The following is a 19,169-nucleotide window of genomic DNA, read 5'->3' as shown; positions in this document are numbered from 1 at the left end:
CCGTGGTGCCGCTTGCGGCGGAAGACCTGTCCATGTTCGGCCGTGACCCCTGGTGGCTCGTCGCCATCAAGGCGGTCTTCTGCTTCGCGTTCCTGATGGTGACGGTGCTCTTCTCCATCGTGTGGGAGCGCAAGGTCGTCGCCTGGATGCAGCTGCGCATCGGCCCCAACCGGCACGGCCCCTGGGGCATGCTGCAGTCCCTCGCTGACGGCATCAAGCTGATGCTCAAGGAAGACGTGATCGTCAAGCGCGCGGACAAGGTGGTCTACATCCTTGCCCCGATCGTCGCGGCGATCCCGGCCTTCATGGCGATCGCGGTGATCCCCTTCGGGCCCGCGGGCAACGAAGTCTCGATCTTCGGCCAGCGTACGACGATGCAGCTGACCGACCTGCCGATCGCGATGCTCTACATCCTCGCGGTCGCCTCGGTCGGCATCTACGGCATCGTGCTCGCGGGTTGGAGTTCTGGATCCACTTATCCGCTCCTCGGGGGCCTGCGCTCCTGCGCGCAGATGATCTCGTACGAGATCGCGATGGGCGCGGCCTTCGCCTCCGTCTTCCTCTACTCCGGGTCGATGTCGACCTCGGCGATCGTGGAGGCGCAGGCGGACCGCTGGTACATCCTGCTGCTTCCCGTCTCGTTCCTGATCTACATCGTGACGATGGTCGGCGAGACCAACCGCGCGCCGTTCGACATGCCGGAGTCCGAGGGCGACCTCGTCGGTGGCTTCAACACCGAGTACTCCTCCATCAAGTTCGCGCTGTTCATGCTCGCCGAGTACGTCAACATGGTCACCGTCTCGGCGGTCTCGGTCACGCTCTTCCTGGGCGGCTGGCGGGCCCCGTATCCGGTCAGCACCTTCTGGGAGGGCGCGAACCACGGCTGGTGGCCGATGCTCTGGTTCGTGATCAAGGTCCAGCTGCTGCTGTTCTTCTTCATCTGGCTGCGCGGCACGCTGCCACGCGTCCGCTACGACCAGCTGATGAAGCTCGGCTGGAAGGTCCTGATCCCGGTCTCGGTCGTCTGGCTGATGCTTGTGGCCACGGTCAGGGTGATGCGGAACGAGGAGTACGACTTCACCTCGATCGCGCTCTATGTGGGCGGCGGAGTCATCGCACTGCTCTTGCTCTCCGTCGTCGTCGACATCTTCCGCGACAAACGCGAGAAGGAAGCGGCGGTCCAGGAAGAGCCGGTCGGCTTCGACCCGATGGCGGGCGGATTCCCGGTCCCGCCGCTGCCCGGACAGACCCTGCCGCCCGTGCCGCGCCGCCGCTCGCGCCAGGAGCGGGAGTTGATTGTCAGTGGTGGGCCGGATACTCAAAGTGACGGAAAGGAGGCGTCCGATGGCTGAGCCGAACGAGGACTCGACCCACGAGTCGAACCAATCGAAGCAGGGGTTCCAGAACCCCGTCGCGGGCTTCGGCGTGACCTTCAAGGCCATGTTCAAGAAGCGGCTGACCGAGCAGTACCCGGAGCAGGAGAAGACCACCGCTCCCCGCTTCCACGGCAGGCATCAGCTCAACCGCCATCCGGACGGCCTGGAGAAGTGCATCGGCTGTGAGCTCTGCGCCTGGGCCTGCCCCGCGGACGCCATCTATGTGGAGGGCGCGGACAACACCGAGGAGGAGCGCTACTCCCCGGGCGAGCGGTACGGCCGCGTCTACCAGATCAACTACGCCCGCTGCATCCTGTGCGGCCTGTGCATCGAGGCGTGCCCCACGCGCGCGTTGACGATGACGAACGAGTTCGAGCTGGCGGACAGCACCCGCGCGAACCTCATCTACACCAAGGAGCAGCTGCTCGCCGGCCTGGAGGAAGGCATGGTCGAGTCGCCGCACTCGATCTTCCCGGGCACGGACGAGCAGGACTACTACCGCGGCCTGGTGACCGAGGCCGCGCCCGGCACGGTCCCCCAAGTGGCCGTCAGCAAGGGCGAGAAGGCCCCCGATGCGGAAGGGGCGGCAGGATGAGCGAGCTTGCCGCCTACACCACGTCGACCGGTGAGGCCGTCCAGTTCTGGGTGCTCGGCACGGTGGCCGTGATCGGCGCCCTGTGCACCATCCTCATGAAGAAGTCCGTGCACAGCGCGCTCTGCCTGGCCGGGACCATGATCGTCCTGGCGGTCTTCTACCTCGCCAACGGCGCGTACTTCCTGGGCATCGTCCAGGTCGTCGTCTACACCGGCGCGATCATGATGCTCTTCCTCTTCGTGGTCATGCTCGTCGGCGTCACCGCCGCCGACTCCCTGAAGGAGACCATCAAGGGCCAGCGCTGGCTGGCCGGCCTGTGCGGCTTCGGCTTCGCGATCCTGCTGTTCGCGGGGATCGGGAACGCTTCGGTGAACGAGTTCGCCGGACTCTCCAAGGCGAACGCGGGCGGCAACGTGGAGGGGCTCGCCGAGCTCATCTTCACGAAGTACGTCTTCGCCTTCGAGATCACCGGCGCGCTGCTGATCACCGCCACCGTCGGCGCGATGGTGCTCACCCACCGCGAGCGCACGGAGCGCGCCAAGACGCAGCGCGAGATGTCCGAGGAGCGCGTGCGCTCCAGCCACGTGCCGCCGCTGCCCGCCCCGGGTGTCTACGCACGGCACAACGCCGTGGACATCGCGGGCCTGCTCCCGGACGGCACTCCGTCGGAGCTCACGGTCAACAAGACGCTGCGCGAGCGCGGCCAGATCCGTGATGTGTCGGACGAGGCGATCGCCGATCTGCGGGCGCTCGAGCAGCGTTCCACGGAGCGCCTGGAGCGGTCGCCCGAGGCCGAGGAGGCGTCGAAGTGAATCCGGTCAACTACCTGTATCTCGCGGCGCTGTTGTTCGCGATCGGCGCCACCGGCGTGCTGATCAGGCGGAACGCGATCGTGGTGTTCATGTGTATCGAGCTGATGCTCAACGCGTGCAACCTCGCCTTCGTCGCCTTCTCCCGGCTGCACGGCAATCTCGACGGCCAGATCATCGCCTTCTTCACGATGGTCGTCGCCGCCGCGGAGGTCGTGGTCGGCCTGGCGATCATCGTGTCGCTGTTCCGCTCCCGCCACTCGGCCTCGGTCGACGACGCCAGCCTGATGAAGCTGTAAGGGGTCGCTGAAAAGTGGAGAACCTGATCGCGCTGCTGGTAGCGGCGCCTCTGCTCGGAGCGGCCGTACTGCTGTGCGGCGGGCGGCGGTTGGACCGTGTGGGCCACTGGCTCGGCACGCTGCTCGCGGCCGCCTCCTTCGTCGTCGGCGTGCTGCTCTTCACCGACATGCTGGGCAAGGGCGCCGAGGAGCGCTCCCTGTCGCAGCACCTGTTCGCCTGGATCCCCGTGGAGGGCTTCCAGGCGGACGTCGCCTTCCAGCTCGACCAGCTGTCGATGACGTTCGTCCTGCTGATCACCGGTGTGGGCACGCTGATCCACATCTACTCCATCGGGTACATGGAGCACGACGAGCGGCGCCGCCGCTTCTTCGGCTATCTGAACCTGTTCCTCGCGGCGATGCTCCTCCTGGTCCTCGCCGACAACTACCTGCTCCTGTACGTCGGATGGGAGGGCGTCGGCCTCGCCTCGTACCTCCTGATCGGCTTCTGGCAGCACAAGCCCAGCGCGGCCACCGCCGCCAAGAAGGCCTTCCTGGTCAACCGGGTCGGCGACATGGGCCTGTCGATCGCGATCATGCTGATGTTCACCACCTTCGGGACGTTCGCCTTCGGTCCTGTCCTGGAGTCGACGGGTGAGACCAGCGAGGGCAAGCTCACCGCCATCGGCCTGATGCTGCTGCTCGCCGCGTGCGGCAAGTCCGCCCAGGTGCCGCTGCAGTCCTGGCTCGGCGACGCGATGGAGGGCCCGACCCCGGTCTCGGCCCTGATCCACGCGGCGACGATGGTGACCGCGGGCGTGTACTTGATCGTCCGCTCCGGAGAGATCTTCAACGCCGCGCCGGACGCCCAGCTCGTCGTCACCGTCGTGGGCGCGGTCACGCTCCTCTTCGGTGCGATCGTCGGTTGCGCGAAGGACGACATCAAGAAGGCCCTCGCCGGGTCGACGATGTCCCAGATCGGCTACATGATCCTGGCCGCGGGCCTCGGCCCCATCGGCTACGTCTTCGCGATCATGCACCTGGTGACGCACGGCTTCTTCAAGGCCGGGCTCTTCCTCGGGGCCGGTTCGGTCATGCACGGCATGAACGACGAGGTCGACATGAGGAAGTACGGCGGCCTGCGCAAGTACATGCCGGTCACCTTCGTGACCTTCGGTCTCGGCTACCTCGCGATCATCGGCTTCCCCGGTCTGTCCGGCTTCTTCTCCAAGGACAAGATCATCGAGGCGGCGTTCGCCAAGGGCGGCACGGAGGGCTGGATCCTCGGCTCGGTGGCGCTCCTGGGCGCGGCCATCACCGCGTACTACATGACACGCGTGATGCTGATGACCTTCTTCGGAGAGAAGCGGTGGCAGCCGGATGCGGAAGGCAAGGAGCCGCACCCGCACGAGTCGCCCAAGTCGATGACGATCCCGATGATCCTGCTGGCCTTCGGGTCGGTCTTCGCGGGCGGGTTCTTCAGCATCGGCGACCGCTTCATGCACTGGCTGGAGCCGGTCACCCACCACGCCCACGGCGACTCGCCGCTCAGCGCCACGACGGTCACGGGCGCCACGATGGTCGTCCTGGTCATCGGTGTGACCTTCGCCTACGTCCAGTACGGACGCCGGCCGGTCCCGGTCACCGCCCCGCGCGGCTCGCTGCTCACCCGAGCCGCCCGCCGCGATCTCCTCCAGGACGACTTCAACCACGTGGTCCTGGTGCGTGGTGGCGAGCACCTCACGCGGTCCCTGGTCTACGTCGACCACACCCTGGTCGACGGAGTCGTCAACGGCACGGCGGCCTCGGTCGGCGGGCTCTCCGGGCGGCTGCGCAAACTGCAGAACGGCTACGCCCGCTCCTACGCGGTCTCGATGTTCGGCGGCGCTGCGGTACTCATCGCCGCGACCCTGCTGATGAGGGCGGTCTGATACCGATGTCCTTTCCTCTGCTGACAGCGACGGCGGCCCTGCCCGCGGTCGGCGCGATCGCCACGGCAGCCGTCCCGGCCGCCCGGCGGAGCGCCGCCAAGTGGCTCGCGCTGCTCGTCTCGCTCGCGACGCTCGCGCTCGCCGTGACCGTCCTCGTGCGGTTTGACCCGGATGGGGACCGCTATCAACTCACCGAATCCCGTTCCTGGATCGCGGACTTCGGGGTGCGGTACGAACTCGGGGTGGACGGCATCGGTGTTGCGCTCATCGCGCTCACCGCGCTCCTGATCCCCTTCATCATCCTGGCGGGCTGGCACGACGCCGATCCCCTGGAGACCAAGTCCTCGCGCTGGCGGCCGACTCAGGGTTTCTTCGCCCTGATCCTCGCCGTCGAGGCGATGGTGATCATCTCCTTCGAGGCCACCGACGTCTTCCTCTTCTACATCTTCTTCGAAGCCATGCTCATCCCGATGTACTTCCTCATCGGCGGCTTCGGAGACCGCGCCCACGCGGGCAGCGACGAGAAGGCATCGGCGCAACGCTCGTACGCGGCCGTGAAGTTCCTTCTCTACAACCTGGTCGGCGGCCTGATCATGCTGGCCGCCGTGATCGGGCTCTACGTGGTGGCGGGGAACTTCTCGCTCCAGGAGATCGCCGAGGCGCGGGCCAACGGCACGCTGGACATGGCGACCAGCACCGAGCGGTGGCTCTTCCTCGGCTTCTTCTTCGCCTTCGCGGTGAAGGCGCCGCTGTGGCCGCTGCACACCTGGCTGCCGAACGCGATGGGCGAGGCCACGGCCCCGGTCGCCGTACTGATCACGGCCGTCGTCGACAAGGTCGGCACGTTCGCGATGCTGCGGTTCTGCCTCGGGCTCTTCCCCGAGGCGAGCAAGTGGGCGACGCCGGTCATCGTCGTACTCGCGCTGATCAGCATCGTCTACGGCGCGCTGCTCGCCGTCGGCCAGCGCGACATCAAGCGCCTGGTGGCGTACGCGTCGATCTCGCACTTCGGGTTCATCATTCTCGGCATCTTCGCGATGACCTCGCAGGGCCAGTCCGGCGCGACGCTCTACATGGTCAACCACGGCATCTCGACCGCCGCGCTGATGCTGGTGGCCGGCTTCCTGATCTCGCGGCGCGGTTCGCGGCTCATCGCGGACTACGGAGGGGTGCAGAAGGTCGCCCCGGTGCTCGCTGGCACGTTCCTGATCGGCGGTCTCGCGACGCTCTCGCTGCCGGGGCTCGCCCCGTTCGTGAGTGAGTTCCTGGTCCTGGTCGGCGCGTTCGCGCGCTATCCGGTGGCCGGGATCATCGCGACCTTCGGCATCGTGCTCGCCGCGCTCTACACCCTCGTCCTGTACCAGCGGACGATGACGGGCCCCGTGAAGCCCGAGGTCTCGTCCATGCCCGACCTGCGGGTGCGGGAACTGGTCGTCGTCGCCCCGCTGATCGCGCTCCTGATCGGCCTCGGCGTCTACCCGAAGCCGCTCACCGAGCTGGTGAACCCGGCGGTCGAGCACACCATGTCCGACGTACAGCAGAAGGACCCGAAGCCCGACGTGGAGGCGGCCAAGTGAGCGCATCGGCTGTCCACAGCCTGTGGACAATGGCGTCGGCCGCGGCGCCCCAGGACACGATCGACAAGATCGACACTCCCACGATCGAGTACGCACAGCTGTCACCGACGTTGATCGTCATCGGCGCGGCGGTCCTCGGGATCCTCATCGAGGCCTTCGTACCGCGTAAGTCCCGCTACTACGTCCAGGTGTTCGTGGCCGTGGTCGCCCTCACCGCGGCCTTCGCCGCGGTCGTCGGGCTCGCGGCCACCGGATACGGCACGACGAAGGCGCACATCGCCGCGATGGGCGCCATCGCCGTCGACGGACCCGCGCTCTTCCTGCAGGGCACGATCCTCCTCGCCGGACTCGTCGCGATCTTCACCTTCGCCGAGCGGCGGCTCGACCCGCTGGCGCACGGCAATCGCGTCGACTCGTTCGTCGCGCAGGCCGGCGCCGTGCCGGGCAGCGAGGGTGAAAAGGCCGCCACGAAGGCCGGGTTCGCCACCACCGAGGTGTTCCCGCTGGCGCTCTTCGCGATCGGCGGGATGCTCGTCTTCCCGTCGGCGAACGACCTCCTGACGCTCTTCATCGCTCTTGAGGTCTTCTCGCTGCCGCTCTACCTGCTGTGCGCGCTCGCCCGCCGCAAGCGTCTGATGTCGCAGGAAGCCGCCGTCAAGTACTTCCTGCTCGGCGCCTTCTCCTCCGCCTTCATGCTCTTCGGGATCGCGCTGCTCTACGGGTACGCGGGCTCGGTGTCGTACGGCACCATCGCGAAGGTCGTCGACGGCAGCATCGAGACGGTCAACCCGGCGCTCGCCGACACCATGGGCAACGACGCGCTGCTCCTGATCGGCGCCGCGATGATCGTCATGGGTCTGCTCTTCAAGGTCGGCGCGGTGCCGTTCCACATGTGGACCCCGGACGTCTACCAGGGCGCTCCGACCCCGGTGACCGGCTTCATGGCGGCGGCGACGAAGGTGGCCGCCTTCGGCGCGCTCCTACGGCTGCTCTACGTGGTCCTGCCGGGCCTGCGCTGGGACTGGCGGCCCGTGATGTGGGGCGTCGTGATCCTCACGATGCTGGCCGGTGCGATCGTCGCGATCACCCAGACCGACATCAAGCGGCTCCTCGCGTACTCGTCGATCGCGCACGCGGGCTTCATCCTCGCCGGTGTCATCGCCATGACCCCGGACGGCATCTCGTCGGTCCTCTTCTATCTGGGGGCCTACTCCTTCGTGACGATCGGCGCGTTCGCGGTGGTCACGCTGGTGCGGGACGCGGGCGGCGAGGCCACGCACCTGTCCAAGTGGGCGGGGCTCGGCCGCAGGTCGCCGCTGGTCGCGGCGGTCTTCGCGGTCTTCCTGCTCGCCTTCGCCGGCATCCCGCTGACCTCCGGGTTCTCCGGGAAGTTCGCGGTCTTCAAGGCGGCGGCCGAGGGCGGCGCGGGCGCGCTGGTCGTGGTCGGTGTGATCTCGTCCGCGATCGCCGCGTTCTTCTACATCCGTGTGATCGTGCTCATGTTCTTCAGCGAGCCGAAGGCGGACGGCCCGACCGTCGCCGTGCCCTCGCCGCTGACGATGACCGCGATCGGTGTGGGTGTCGCGGTGACGGTCGTCCTCGGTGTGGCCCCGCAGTACTTCCTGGATCTGGCGAACCAGGCGGGGGTCTTCGTCCGCTGACCGACTCCCTCTCGGTCTCCGTCTCCGTTCGTACGCCGCCCGGCACCCTGTTCGACTGGGGTGCCGGGCGGTGGCGTCTGGAGGGCCGGGCCTGTGGATAACTTCCAGAGCTGTCGGTCCTGAGCCCTATCGTGGAGGCAGTGGTCGAAGCGCGACGTACGGGGGCAGGGCGATGGATGGGATCAGTGGCATGAGCGAGGTGACCGTACCGAGCGCGGTGGCGGACAGTGACGCGTTGCGGACGCTGCACCGCGTCTTCGGGTACGACGCGTTCCGCGGCGAGCAGGAAGCGATCATCGAGCATGTGATCGCGGGCGGGGACTCCGTCGTGCTGATGCCCACCGGCGGCGGCAAGTCGCTCTGCTATCAGATCCCGGCCCTGGTCAGATCCGGCACGGGCGTGGTCGTCTCGCCCCTCATCGCGCTCATGCAGGACCAGGTGGACGCGCTGCGGGCGCTCGGCGTGCGGGCCGGGTTCATCAACTCCACACAGGACTTCGACGAGCGGCGCGTGATGGAGGCCGAGTTCCTCGCGGGGGAGCTCGACGTGCTGTACCTGGCGCCGGAGCGGCTGCGCCTGGAGTCGACCCTCGACCTGCTCTCGCGCGCCAAGATCTCCGTCTTCGCGATCGACGAGGCGCACTGCGTCGCCCAGTGGGGCCACGACTTCCGCCCCGACTATCTGGCCCTCTCCCTCCTCGGCGAGCGCTGGCCGGACGTGCCGCGCATCGCCCTGACGGCGACGGCGACGCACGCCACGCACCGGGAGATCACCGAGCGGCTCGGCATGCCGGACGCCAAGCACTTCGTGGCGAGCTTCGACCGGCCCAACATCCAGTACCGCGTCGTGCCGAAGGCCGAGCCGAAGAAGCAGCTCCTGTCCTTCCTGAAGGAGGAGCACGCGGGGGACGCGGGCATCGTGTACTGCCTGTCGCGCAACTCGGTCGAGAAGACAGCGGAGTTCCTCTGCAAGAACGGCATCGAGGCGGTGCCGTACCACGCGGGTCTGGACGGTGGGACGCGCGCCGCCCACCAGTCCCGCTTCCTCCGGGAGGAGGGCCTGGTCGTCTGCGCCACGATCGCCTTCGGCATGGGCATCGACAAGCCGGACGTCCGGTTCGTCGCCCACCTCGACCTGCCGAAGTCGGTCGAGGGCTACTACCAGGAAACGGGCCGCGCGGGACGTGACGGGCTGCCCTCCACGGCCTGGATGGCGTACGGCCTGCAGGACGTCGTCCAGCAGCGGAAGCTGATCCAGGGCGGCGAGGGCGACGAGGCATTCCGCCGCCGGGCCGCCTCGCACCTGGACTCGATGCTGGCGCTGTGCGAGACCGCGCAGTGCCGCAGGGCCCAGCTCCTCACGTACTTCGGCCAGGAGGCGGAGGGCCAGTCCTGCGGCAACTGCGACACGTGCCTCACGCCTCCGGAGACCTGGGACGGCACGGTCGCGGCGCAGAAGGTCCTGTCGACGGTCGTACGGCTCCAGCGCGAGCGCGGGCAGAAGTTCGGCGCGGGCCAGATCATCGACATCCTGCTCGGCAAGAAGACCGCCAAGGTCATCCAGTTCGACCACGACCAGCTCTCGGTCTTCGGCATCGGCGAGGAGCTCGCGGAGGCCGAATGGCGGGGCGTGGTGCGGCAGTTGCTGGCCCAGGGTCTTATCGCGGTCGAGGGGGAGTACGGCACGCTGGTCCTGACCGAGGAGAGCGGAACAGTCCTTGGCCGGGAGCGGGAGGTGCGGTTGCGCAAGGAGCCCAAGCGCGCGGCTGCCGCCCGGGCCTCGAAGGGGGAGCGGAAGGCGAAGACGGCGGCCGCCGTGGCCGAGCTGCCTCAGGAAGCGGTCCCGGTGTTCGAGGCGCTGCGGGCATGGCGCGGGGCACAGGCCAAGGAGCTCGGCCTCCCGGCGTACGTGATCTTCCACGACGCCACGCTGCGGGAGATCGCCACGCTGCGGCCCTCGTCCCTGGCGGACCTTGGCGGCATCAGCGGCCTCGGCGAGAAGAAGCTGGCGACGTACGGGGAGGGTGTACTGGGGGTACTGGCGGAACTGGACGGGACGGCCACTACTCCGCCGGAGACCCCGGAGGAGGAGTGGCCGGAGCCGCCGGACGACTTCTGAGGGGCCGAGCCGCGCCCCGTAAGGGGCGCGGGGAACTGCGCGACCAGCCACGACGGTGCTGTAGACGCTCCCCGGCCCCTGCCGGACTCATCGTGCTGAGGCGACCCTGCCAGAAACCTCGCCGAGGCCCACCCGGATCCCGTCCGGACCAGGGGCCCACGCACTCAGAGTGACCTCATCCCCGTCCTCCAGGAACGTCCGCTTCCCGTCCGGCAGGACAAGCGGGTCACGGCCGTTCCAGGTGATCTCGATGAGGGAGCCGTACTGCCCCTCCGAGGGGCCGGAGACGGTGCCCGAGCCGTAGAGGTCACCGGTGCGCAGGGACGCGCCGTTCACCGTCATGTGGGCCAGCTGCTGGGCGGCCGTCCAGTAGACGGTGGAGAAGGGCGGCTCGGAGATGACGTGGCCGTTCAGGGTCACGGTGATCCGCAGGTCGTAGCCGCCCGGCTCGTCCGCGGCGGACTCCGCCGAGTCGTCCAGATAGGGGAGGAGCTCGTGCGTCCGCGCGGGCGGGGTGACGCGCGCCGCGTCCAGCGCCTCCAGCGGGGTGATCCACGCCGAGACGGAGGTGCAGAAGGACTTGCCGAGGAACGGCCCGAGCGGGACGTACTCCCAGGCCTGGATGTCACGCGCCGACCAGTCGTTGAGGAGCGTGAGGCCGAAGACATGCTCACGGAAGTCCGCGAGCGGCACCGGCGTGCCGAGCTGCGACGGCGTACCGACGACGAAGCCGACCTCCGCCTCGATGTCGAGCCGGACCGAGGGGCCGAAGACGGGGGCCGTGTCGGCGGGCGCCTTGCGCTGCCCCGTCGGACGTACCACTTCAGTCCCGGAGACCACAACGGTGCCTGACCGGCCGTGGTAACCGATCGGCAGGTGCTTCCAGTTCGGGGTCAGCGGCGTCGGCGAGTCCGGGCGGAAGATCTTGCCCAGATGCGTCGCGTGGTGCTCGGAGGCGTAGAAGTCCACATAGTCCGCGACCTCGAAGGGGAGGTGCAGCGTCACCTCGGACAGCGGGTGAAGGAGTGGACGGACCACCTCGCGGTGGGCCGGGATCGTCACCCATGCCGTGATCGCGCGCCGGACGTCGGACCAGGCGGTGCGGCCCGCTGCGAGCAGCGGGTTCAGCGTGGGCCGTGCGAGCAGCGAGACATAGGGCGAACCGAGCGCGGCGGCCGCGGCGCCCGCGTCGAGGACATGATCGCCGAGTCGTACGCCGACCCTGCGCTCGGCGTCACCGGCGGGGGAGAACACGCCGTACGGAAGATTGTGCGGCCCGAAGGGGTCGCTCTCCGAGAGGGCGAAGGGGTCGCCGCCTTCGGAGCGCACGGAAGGGTCGCTCCCGGCCGGCTCGAGCGGGGTCTGCTCGGACATGCGTACCTGCCTCGCTTTCCATTGGGTGTGCCACACGTTACGTGGGAAGTCCCCGGTTCGGGCAGTGCCTAAAGAGTTCGCAATGTCCGAATAAGCCTTGCTGGAGTGGTCAATTCCGGCTTAGCTTCCTTTGGGGGACGCGGACGGGGTGGGTCCGGGTCAGACGGAAGGACACGTGGGGGGACCCGTGGCCAGGACGAACGACAGCGTGCCCGTGGCGGCGGACCGGGACGTGCCCGGCCTGATCGTAAAGTTCGGCAACTATCCGCTGCACCACGGCGGCGTCGGCGCCATCCGCAGCCTGGGGCGTCTCGGCGTGCCCATGTATGCGATCACGGAGGACCGTTACACGCCCGCGGCGGTCTCGCGTCACCTCACCGGAGCCTTCCCCTGGCCGACCACAGGGGCTGAGGAGCCGGAGCGGCTCGTCGACGGGCTGCTGCGCGTCGCCCGCCGGATCGGCAGGCCCACGGTCCTGATCCCGACCGACGAGGAGGCGGCCGTCCTCATCGCCGAGCACCAGCAGCCGCTCGGTGACGCGGGGTTCCTGTTCCCGCGCGTGGAGCCGGAGTTGCCTCGCCGCCTCGCCAGCAAGCAGGGCCTGCACGAGCTGTGCGTGGAGCACGGCATCGCGTCGCCCGCGGCGGCCTTCCCCGAAAGCCTCGGGGACATCGAGGAGTTCGCCGCCGCGGCGGCCTTCCCGGTGGTCGCCAAGAACCGCGAGGCGTTCACCCGCCGCACCAGACCCGCGGTGAACGGAACGACGCGCATAGAGACCCCGGACGGCCTGCTCAGCCTGGCCCGCGACTGGGGCGCGCGCCCCGGTGTGATCCTCCAGGAGTATCTGCCCCGCGAGCAGGCCGAGGACTGGATCGTGCACGCGTACTTCGACGCGGACTCGACGCCGCTCGCGATGTTCACGGGCGTCAAGGTGCGCTCCTGGCCGCCGCACGCGGGGATGACGGCGAATGCGTACGTCGTCGACAATCCGGAACTCGCGGACCTCGCCGCACGTTTCATCAAGCAGATCGGCTTCACCGGAATCATCGACCTCGACCTGCGCTTCGACCGGCGCGACGGTCAGTACAAACTGCTCGACTTCAACCCGCGCATGGGCGCCCAGTTCCGGCTCTTCGAGAGCGAGTCCGGGATCGACGTCGTCCGTGCGATGCATCTGCACCTGACAGGCCGCTCTGTCCCGGAGGGGGAACAGCGCGCCGGTCATCGGTACGTCGTGGAGAACATCGACCTGCCCGCTCTCCTCGCCTACCGCCGCAGCGGATATACGACGCCGCACGCGCCCGCCCGCGCGAGCGGCACGGAACTGGCGTGGCTCGCGGCGGACGACATGAAGCCGTTCTTCACGATGCTCGCGAGGTTCGTACGGCCGGGGGCCAAGCATCTGTACCAGCTCTGGCGCACGAACCGGCGGGGGAGCACGACGAGTTGATCCCGCCATCACACACCCCGGCACCACACAACTGAATCCAGCACCACACGAAGTAGGCACACGCAACAAGTGACGTCCTGGGGAGGGACTTCGTGATCCAGCCAGTAGCAATCATCGGGGCGGGCCCGTTCGGCCTGTCCACCGCGGCCCATCTACGGGCCCGCGGCATCCCGGTGCGGATCTTCGGCGAGCCCATGGTCAGTTGGCGCGCCCATATGCCCGCGGGGATGCTCCTGAAGTCGACGCCCGCGGCGTCGAACATCGACGCGCCGCAGCGCGGCCACAACCTCGTCGACTACTGCGACGCGGCGGGGATACCGCGCCTGGTCACCGACGAGGACATCATCCCCGTGGAGACCTTCGTCGACTACGGGGAGTGGTTCAAGCAGAAGCTCGTGCCCGAACTCGAACAGGTGCGGGTGGTGTCGGTCGACCGCAGGGGCACGGCGGGCTTCGAGCTGAAGCTGGACTCCGGCGAGCAGTTCACGGCCCGCGCGGTCGTCGTCGCGACCGGGCTCTCCGGCCTCGCGCAGCTGCCGCCCGAGCTTGCGGCGGCCGTACCGGACGGACCGACCCCCACAGGGCCCGTCTCGCACAGCTCGCAGCACCACGACCTGTCACGGTTCTCCGGCCGCGACCTGATCGTGGTCGGCGCGGGCCAGTCCGCCCTGGAGACGGCCGCGCTCGCCGCCGAAGCGGGCGCGAACGTACGGGTGGTGGCGCGCGGCAAGGGGTCGGTGGGCTTCGGGGCGCCCCCCTGGGAGCAGCCGAGGCTGCGCCCCGAGTCGCCGTTCGGCCGCGCCTGGTCGCTCTACGCGGTCAGCTACTACCCGCACCCCTACCGCTATCTGCCCCCGCAGGCCCGTCACTTCCTGGTCCGCCGCATCCTGGGCCCCCTTGGCGCCTGGTGGCTGCGCGACCGCTTCGAGGGCAAGGTCGAGACGCGCGAGGTCCGCCGCGTCGTATCGGCGGACGTCCGTGACGGCAGCCCGGTGCTGCGGGTCGAGACCCTGGGCGGCCGCACCCGCGAGCTCTCCGCCGACCACGTGATGGCGGCGACGGGCTACCGGGTCGACATCGCCGCGATGGACTTCCTCGGCCACGCGCTCCGCGCCCGCCTGGCGGTGAGCCGGGGGACGCCGAAGCTCGGTGCGGGGTACGTCTCGTCGGTGCCCGGCCTGTACTTCACGGGGCTGCCGGCGGCGGCCTCGTACGGACCGGTGATGAGGTTCGTGTGCGGGACGGAGTTCGCCTCGCCGCGCCTTGCCCGGCATCTCGCGGCGGCGCACGGCTGAGGGGCGGGCGAGGGAGGACGAAGGGGCGGTGGGCGAGGGGGAACGAGAGGTCTGTGGCGGCGGCCAACTAGGGCCAAGGCGAAGGGGAATCGGGTGGATCCGGCACCCGTCCGGGCACCCGTCACTCCACCCCGGCGTGCGCCCCCGAGCCGTTCGGAACGACACGTCTCGGTGAATCCCCGGAGCGCCGGTAGTGCGACCGGCGCACTGCGCCCGTCACAGCTCCTGTGACGTTGCTTTCGGCATCGCCGCGGATCCGTATTCTCTGGATCATGTCCGCTCCCCTCGCATATTCACTTATCGCCACTGACCTGGACGGAACGCTGCTGCGCGGCGACGACACCATCTCCGACCGGTCGCGGGCCGCACTGGCGGCGACGGTCGCCGCCGGGGCACGGCACCTGGTGGTGACCGGGCGGCCCGCGCCGCGCGTGAAGCCGCTCCTCGACGATCTGGACAGAGGCGGTCTCGCCGTCTGCGGGCAGGGGGCGCAGTTGTACGACGCGGAGTCCGACCGGATGGTGTGGTCGGTGACGCTGGACCGGGAGCTCGCCGAGGCCGCGCTCGGCAAGATCGAGGCCGAGGTGGGGCAGGTCCATGCCGCCGTCGACCAGGACGGCGTGGACGGGCTCACTCTCATCGAGCCGGGGTATCTGATGCCGCACCCCACGCTGCCGGCCGTGCGGGTGCGGCGGCGTGACGCGCTCTGGGCCGAGCCGATCAGCAAGGTGCTGCTGCGTCATCCCGAGCTGACCGACGACGAGTTGGCCGCCGTGGCGCGTGATGCCGTCGGGTCCCTCGCCACCGTCACCATGTCAGGTCCCGGCACGGTCGAGCTGCAGCCGCGCGGGGTGACCAAGGCGACCGGGCTCGCGCTCGCCGCCGAGCGGCTCGGGATGAGCTCCGCGGACACGATCGCCTTCGGCGACATGCCCAATGACGTACCGATGTTCGTGTGGGCGGCTCGTGGCGTCGCCATGGCCAACGCTCATCCCGATCTCAAGTCGGCTGCCGATGAGGTGACTTCGTCGAACGAGGATGACGGGGTGGCTGCGGTGCTTGAGCGGCTGCTCGGCTGAGCACTCCGGTATTTGTCCGCGGGTCCGTCGTGGCTGGTCGCGCAGTTCCCCGCGCCCCTTCGGGGGCGCTGCTGAACCAACTCACCCCGCCGTCCGCGGAATTCGCTTCTCCCAAGTCCGGTGGAACACCACCTCTCCGCCGTCCTTGCACACCACCTCGTTCGACGTGATGAAGTCCGCCGCGTCGCAGGTGATCTCGGAGCGTGACTCCACCCGTACGTCCCAGGCCAGTTCGGGGCGGTGCAGGCGGATCGTCCAGTCGGAGCGGGTGCGGGCGGAGAGGGGGTCGGACTCGTTGATCGTGTACGTTTCCAGGGCGTCCTCGGTGAATTCGAGGCCGTCCGGGTAGACCCGCGTGCCGCCGTAGCGCGGGTCCACCTCCAGGCGCCATTCGCCCTTCGCCACATCGCGTACGACCAGGCGCTCGGGGCGCTGCTCGTCGAGCGTCGCCGGGTAGACGACCTCAAGCGGCTCGGACTGCTCCGGCGCGGCGAAGGTGATCCCGGGGTCCAATTCCCCTTCCCTGACCGGCAGTTCCAGGGAGCTGCCCGCCGGGTCGAGGACGAAGCCCGCCGAGTCCGCCTGCGGCCAGATCCACGGCCAGTACGCCGACGACACCGCGAGCCGGATCCGGTGCCCCGGCGGGAACGCGTACCCGATGGCGTTCAGGTCGAACGTCACGTCCTCGGCATCGCCCAGCGGCCAGGCGTCCGCACGGTCGCGGCCGTGGCGGGCGGACAGGTTCAGGACGCCGCGCGTGACCAGGGTCGACGAGCCGTCCGGGGCCACGTCGCACACCCGGGCGATCGCCTGTCCGAAGGGCACGTCCATGCGGAGCCGCAGCGTGACCCGGGGCCGGCCAAGGATGCGTACCGCCGATGGCACCTCGAACTCGAAGCACGCCGACTTGGCGTCCTCGTCCCGCTGGTCCGGCGGCAGGTCGGCGTCGTTGCCGAAGGGGAAGAAGCGGCCCGCGTCCAGGCCGGTGTGCTGCGGGGAGTTCACGATCAGGGGGTTGCCCTGGAGGGCGTACGACACGGGGGTGACGTTCGGGGACGGCCAGGAGGGGTCGCCGACCCAGCCGCCCGGCAGCTCGTCGTACACCGTCGCGGGCCGGTGCGAATCACTGATCCAGGAGCGGAGCTTCGGCTCGGACATGACGTCGTTCTCGACGCCCTTCAGGTGGTGGTCCCACCACCGCAGCGTCTCCTGGAGGAAGCCGATCGCCGGGCCCGGCGGCAGCCCCCGGTCCGGGTACTGGTGCGACCACGGGCCGATCAACCCCTGTACCTCGCCCGGCAGATGCTCGACCAGGCGAAGCACCGTGTCCCGGTAGGGATCGTGGAAGCCGCCCACCGCGAGCACCGCCGCGCCGATCGCCGAGTAGTCCTCGCAGACGCTGCCGTGCCGCCAGTAGTCGTCGCGGGTCTGGTGGTCGAGCCAGGTGTGGATGAAGGGATCCACGGCTTCGAGGCGGGCCAGCCACATCTCGCGCCAGTCGGAGCCGGCGAACAGCGGGTCCGGCGGGCGCGACACGAACGCCAGCATCGTCGCCGCCCATGCGTGCATGTCCACCGCGAGGACGGAACCACCCATGTAGTGCACGTCGTTGTCATAACGGTCGTCCGTCGAGCAGACCGTGACGACCGCCTTGAGCGGCTCGGGCGCGAGAGCCGCGATCTGGAGGGAGTTGAAGCCGCCCCAGGAGATGCCGAACATGCCGACCTTGCCCGTGCACCAGGGCTGTGCGGCGAGCCAGTTGACGACCGCGACCCCGTCGGCCAGCTCGACCGCCGAGTACTCGTCGCCCGGCATGCCCTCCGAGTTGCCGTGGCCCCGCACGTCCACGCGCACGGAGGCGTAGCCGTGGCCCGCGTACCAGGGGTGGCGCTGCCAGTCGCGCGGTGCCGTCCAGTCGCTCAGCCGGTAGGGGAGGTATTCGAGGAGCGCGGGGACGGGTTCGTCCGTCACCGGGCGCCAGATGCGCGCGTACAGCTTGGTCCCGTCCGGGAGGGGTACCTGGACGTCCTCGCGGGTGGTCTCGTACGGGAAGGAGGAGCGAATCTGCATGGCGGGAACCTCAGTGGACGGGGTGCATGGTGCGGCGCAGCCACGGTGCGAGCAGGATGACGGCGACCCCGGCGGCCACCGCGATGGCGCCGTTCACGCCGAAGTACGCCGGGTTGGAGACCTCTCCGTAGAGCTTCACGGTCTGCGCCTGGATGCCGTTGGCGAGGGCGAGCGAGAGGAACCAGAGGGACATCGTCTGGCTGGCGAAGGCCTTCGGGGCGAGCTTCGTCGTGGCCGACATGCCGGAGGTCTCGACGAGGATGTCGCCGAGCCCGAGCAGCAGATACGAGCCGACGATCCACCAGACGGCCATCTTGTACGTGTCGTCGGAGTGCCCCGAGGTCGGCAGGACCATCAGGAGGAACGAGAGGCCGCCCAGGATCACGCCGAACGCGATCTTGTTGGACGCGTGCGGCTGGCCGTGGCCCATCTTCGCCCAGACCGCGGCGACGACCGGGGCGAGCGCGACCTCGAAGGCGCCGAGCGCGGAGGCGTACCAGCTGGCGGGGAAGGTGAAGCCGAGGATCGAGGTCTCGGCGTTCGTCGACGCGAGCAGGATCATCGTCGAGTACGCCTGGAACAGGATGAAGTTGAAGACGACCGACGCCAGGAAGAGCACGATGTACGGCTTGAGACGGCCGCGTTCCTCGGCCGTCACGCGCGGGCTGCGCAACATGACCGCGAAGTAGACGGCCGGCGCGATCACCGAGATCAGGGTGAGCAGGTCGACGAAGCGGTCCATGGTGAGCCAGCCGGCGGCGGCGAGCAGACCGCCCACGGCGGCCACCGCGACGAGGCCCACGACGATCAGGAACGCCGCCCGGCGCATCGCGTCCCGGGGCAGCGCGAATTCGGCGGATGCCTTGCGCCCGGCGAGATGGCGCCGCCCCCACACGTACTGGACGAGGCCGAACGTCATGCCGATCGCGGCCGCCGAGAAGCCCCAGTGCCAGCCCCTGTGCTCGCCGAGCCAGCCGGTGATCAGCGGTCCGGCGAAGGCGCCCACGTTGATCGCCATGTAGTAGAGCGCGAAGCCGGCGTCGCGCCGGTCGTCGTCGGTGCTGTAGAGCTTGCCGACCATGGAGGCGACGTTCGGCTTGAGCAGTCCGGTGCCCGCGCTGATCAGACCGAGCCCGACCCAGGTCATCGTCGCCGTCGGCACCGCCATCGAGTAGTGCCCGCAGGCGATGAGGATGCCGCCCCACAGGACCGCGCGGTACGAGCCGAGGATGCGGTCGGCGAGCCAGCCGCCCGCCACCGACACGAGATAGACGAGCGTTCCGTACGCAGCCGACACGGACGCGGCAGTTCCGGAATCCATGCCCATGCCGTCGTGTCCGACGGAGTCCGCGAAGTAGAGGACGAGGATGGCCTGCATGCCGAGGAACGAGAAGCGCTCCCAGACTTCGAGTCCGGAGAGGGTGAGCAGTCCGCGCGGCTGTCCGAAGAAGGCGTGGTCGTCGCCCGGCGGCGGCTCCGTGGAAGGATCCGGGGGCGGTTCGGCTTCGGCCTGCGTACGGGACAAGGAGCTGCTCCCGGTGGTTCGGTCGTTAAC

The 19,169-nt window shown here is 69.1% G+C and carries 14 protein-coding genes; 11 read left to right on the top strand and 3 right to left on the bottom strand.

The features are described 5' to 3' along the window. Nucleotides 1-2 precede the first annotated feature (2 nt). From nuoH to recQ, 8 genes are all read left to right on the top strand, one after another. Entirely contained in the window at nt 3-1,352 is a 1,350-nt protein-coding gene (gene nuoH / locus OG453_RS00565; protein WP_266869655.1) for an NADH-quinone oxidoreductase subunit NuoH, read from the top strand. Next, the gene (gene nuoI, locus OG453_RS00560; protein WP_266863357.1) at nt 1,345-1,971 is read left to right on the top strand and encodes an NADH-quinone oxidoreductase subunit NuoI; all 627 of its coding nucleotides are present in this window, start codon (nt 1,345-1,347) and stop codon (nt 1,969-1,971) included. The genes nuoH and nuoI overlap by 8 nt, the downstream gene beginning before the upstream one ends. Then, a complete protein-coding gene (locus tag OG453_RS00555; RefSeq protein WP_266863356.1) occupies nt 1,968-2,783 on the top strand; it encodes an NADH-quinone oxidoreductase subunit J in 816 nt (271 codons plus the stop codon). Before nuoI ends, OG453_RS00555 begins: the two co-directional genes overlap by 4 nt. Continuing rightward, on the top strand, nt 2,780-3,079 hold the full coding sequence (gene nuoK / locus OG453_RS00550) for an NADH-quinone oxidoreductase subunit NuoK (protein WP_016640174.1): 300 nt from the start codon (nt 2,780-2,782) through the stop codon (nt 3,077-3,079). The genes OG453_RS00555 and nuoK overlap by 4 nt, the downstream gene beginning before the upstream one ends. Before the next feature lie 14 nt (nt 3,080-3,093). Continuing rightward, nucleotides 3,094-4,989, top strand: a complete 1,896-nt coding sequence (gene nuoL, locus OG453_RS00545; protein ID WP_266863352.1) for an NADH-quinone oxidoreductase subunit L — start codon at nt 3,094-3,096, stop codon at nt 4,987-4,989. 5 nt (nt 4,990-4,994) lie between these two features. Next, on the top strand, nt 4,995-6,566 hold the full coding sequence (locus tag OG453_RS00540; protein ID WP_266863351.1) for an NADH-quinone oxidoreductase subunit M: 1,572 nt from the start codon (nt 4,995-4,997) through the stop codon (nt 6,564-6,566). Then, nucleotides 6,563-8,227 carry an NADH-quinone oxidoreductase subunit NuoN gene (gene nuoN / locus OG453_RS00535; RefSeq protein ID WP_266863349.1) on the top strand — a complete coding sequence of 555 codons (1,665 nt, stop codon included), beginning with the start codon at nt 6,563-6,565 and terminating at the stop codon, nt 8,225-8,227. Before OG453_RS00540 ends, nuoN begins: the two co-directional genes overlap by 4 nt. Before the next feature lie 190 nt (nt 8,228-8,417). Next, entirely contained in the window at nt 8,418-10,346 is a 1,929-nt protein-coding gene (gene recQ / locus OG453_RS00530; protein WP_266863347.1) for a DNA helicase RecQ, read from the top strand. Nucleotides 10,347-10,433: 87 nt separating this feature from the next. Here recQ and fahA read toward each other — a convergent pair whose 3' ends face one another. After that, nucleotides 10,434-11,720: a fumarylacetoacetase gene (fahA, locus tag OG453_RS00525; protein WP_266863345.1), complete on the bottom strand. Its 1,287-nt coding sequence runs from the start codon at nt 11,718-11,720 to the stop codon at nt 10,434-10,436. 187 nt (nt 11,721-11,907) lie between these two features. On the opposite strand from fahA, the gene OG453_RS00520 reads away from it, so the two are divergent. The 3 genes from OG453_RS00520 to OG453_RS00510 all read left to right on the top strand — a co-directional run bounded on the left by OG453_RS00520 (nt 11,908) and on the right by OG453_RS00510 (nt 15,544). Then, nucleotides 11,908-13,170, top strand: a complete 1,263-nt coding sequence (locus OG453_RS00520) for an ATP-grasp domain-containing protein (RefSeq protein WP_266863343.1) — start codon at nt 11,908-11,910, stop codon at nt 13,168-13,170. A gap of 92 nt (nt 13,171-13,262) precedes the next feature. After that, nucleotides 13,263-14,465: an FAD-dependent oxidoreductase gene (locus tag OG453_RS00515; protein ID WP_266863341.1), complete on the top strand. Its 1,203-nt coding sequence runs from the start codon at nt 13,263-13,265 to the stop codon at nt 14,463-14,465. Between the two features lie 272 nt (nt 14,466-14,737). Beyond that, complete coding sequence (locus OG453_RS00510) at nt 14,738-15,544, top strand: HAD family hydrolase (RefSeq protein WP_266863339.1); 807 nt, start codon at nt 14,738-14,740, stop codon at nt 15,542-15,544. A gap of 81 nt (nt 15,545-15,625) precedes the next feature. Here the strand turns inward: OG453_RS00510 and OG453_RS00505 are convergent, their stop codons facing one another. Together OG453_RS00505 and OG453_RS00500 are read right to left on the bottom strand one after the other, a co-directional pair. After that, nucleotides 15,626-17,614, bottom strand: a complete 1,989-nt coding sequence (locus OG453_RS00505) for a CocE/NonD family hydrolase (protein WP_266863337.1) — start codon at nt 17,612-17,614, stop codon at nt 15,626-15,628. Nucleotides 17,615-17,624: 10 nt separating this feature from the next. Continuing rightward, a complete protein-coding gene (locus OG453_RS00500; RefSeq protein ID WP_266863335.1) occupies nt 17,625-19,139 on the bottom strand; it encodes a peptide MFS transporter in 1,515 nt (504 codons plus the stop codon). Nucleotides 19,140-19,169: the final 30 nt, after the last annotated feature.

The organism is Streptomyces sp. NBC_01381 (assembly GCF_026340305.1).
In the GTDB taxonomy this organism is placed as follows: domain Bacteria; phylum Actinomycetota; class Actinomycetes; order Streptomycetales; family Streptomycetaceae; genus Streptomyces.
The sequence above is the reverse complement of the archived record's forward strand: the minus strand, read 5'-3'. Positions and strand labels throughout refer to the sequence as shown.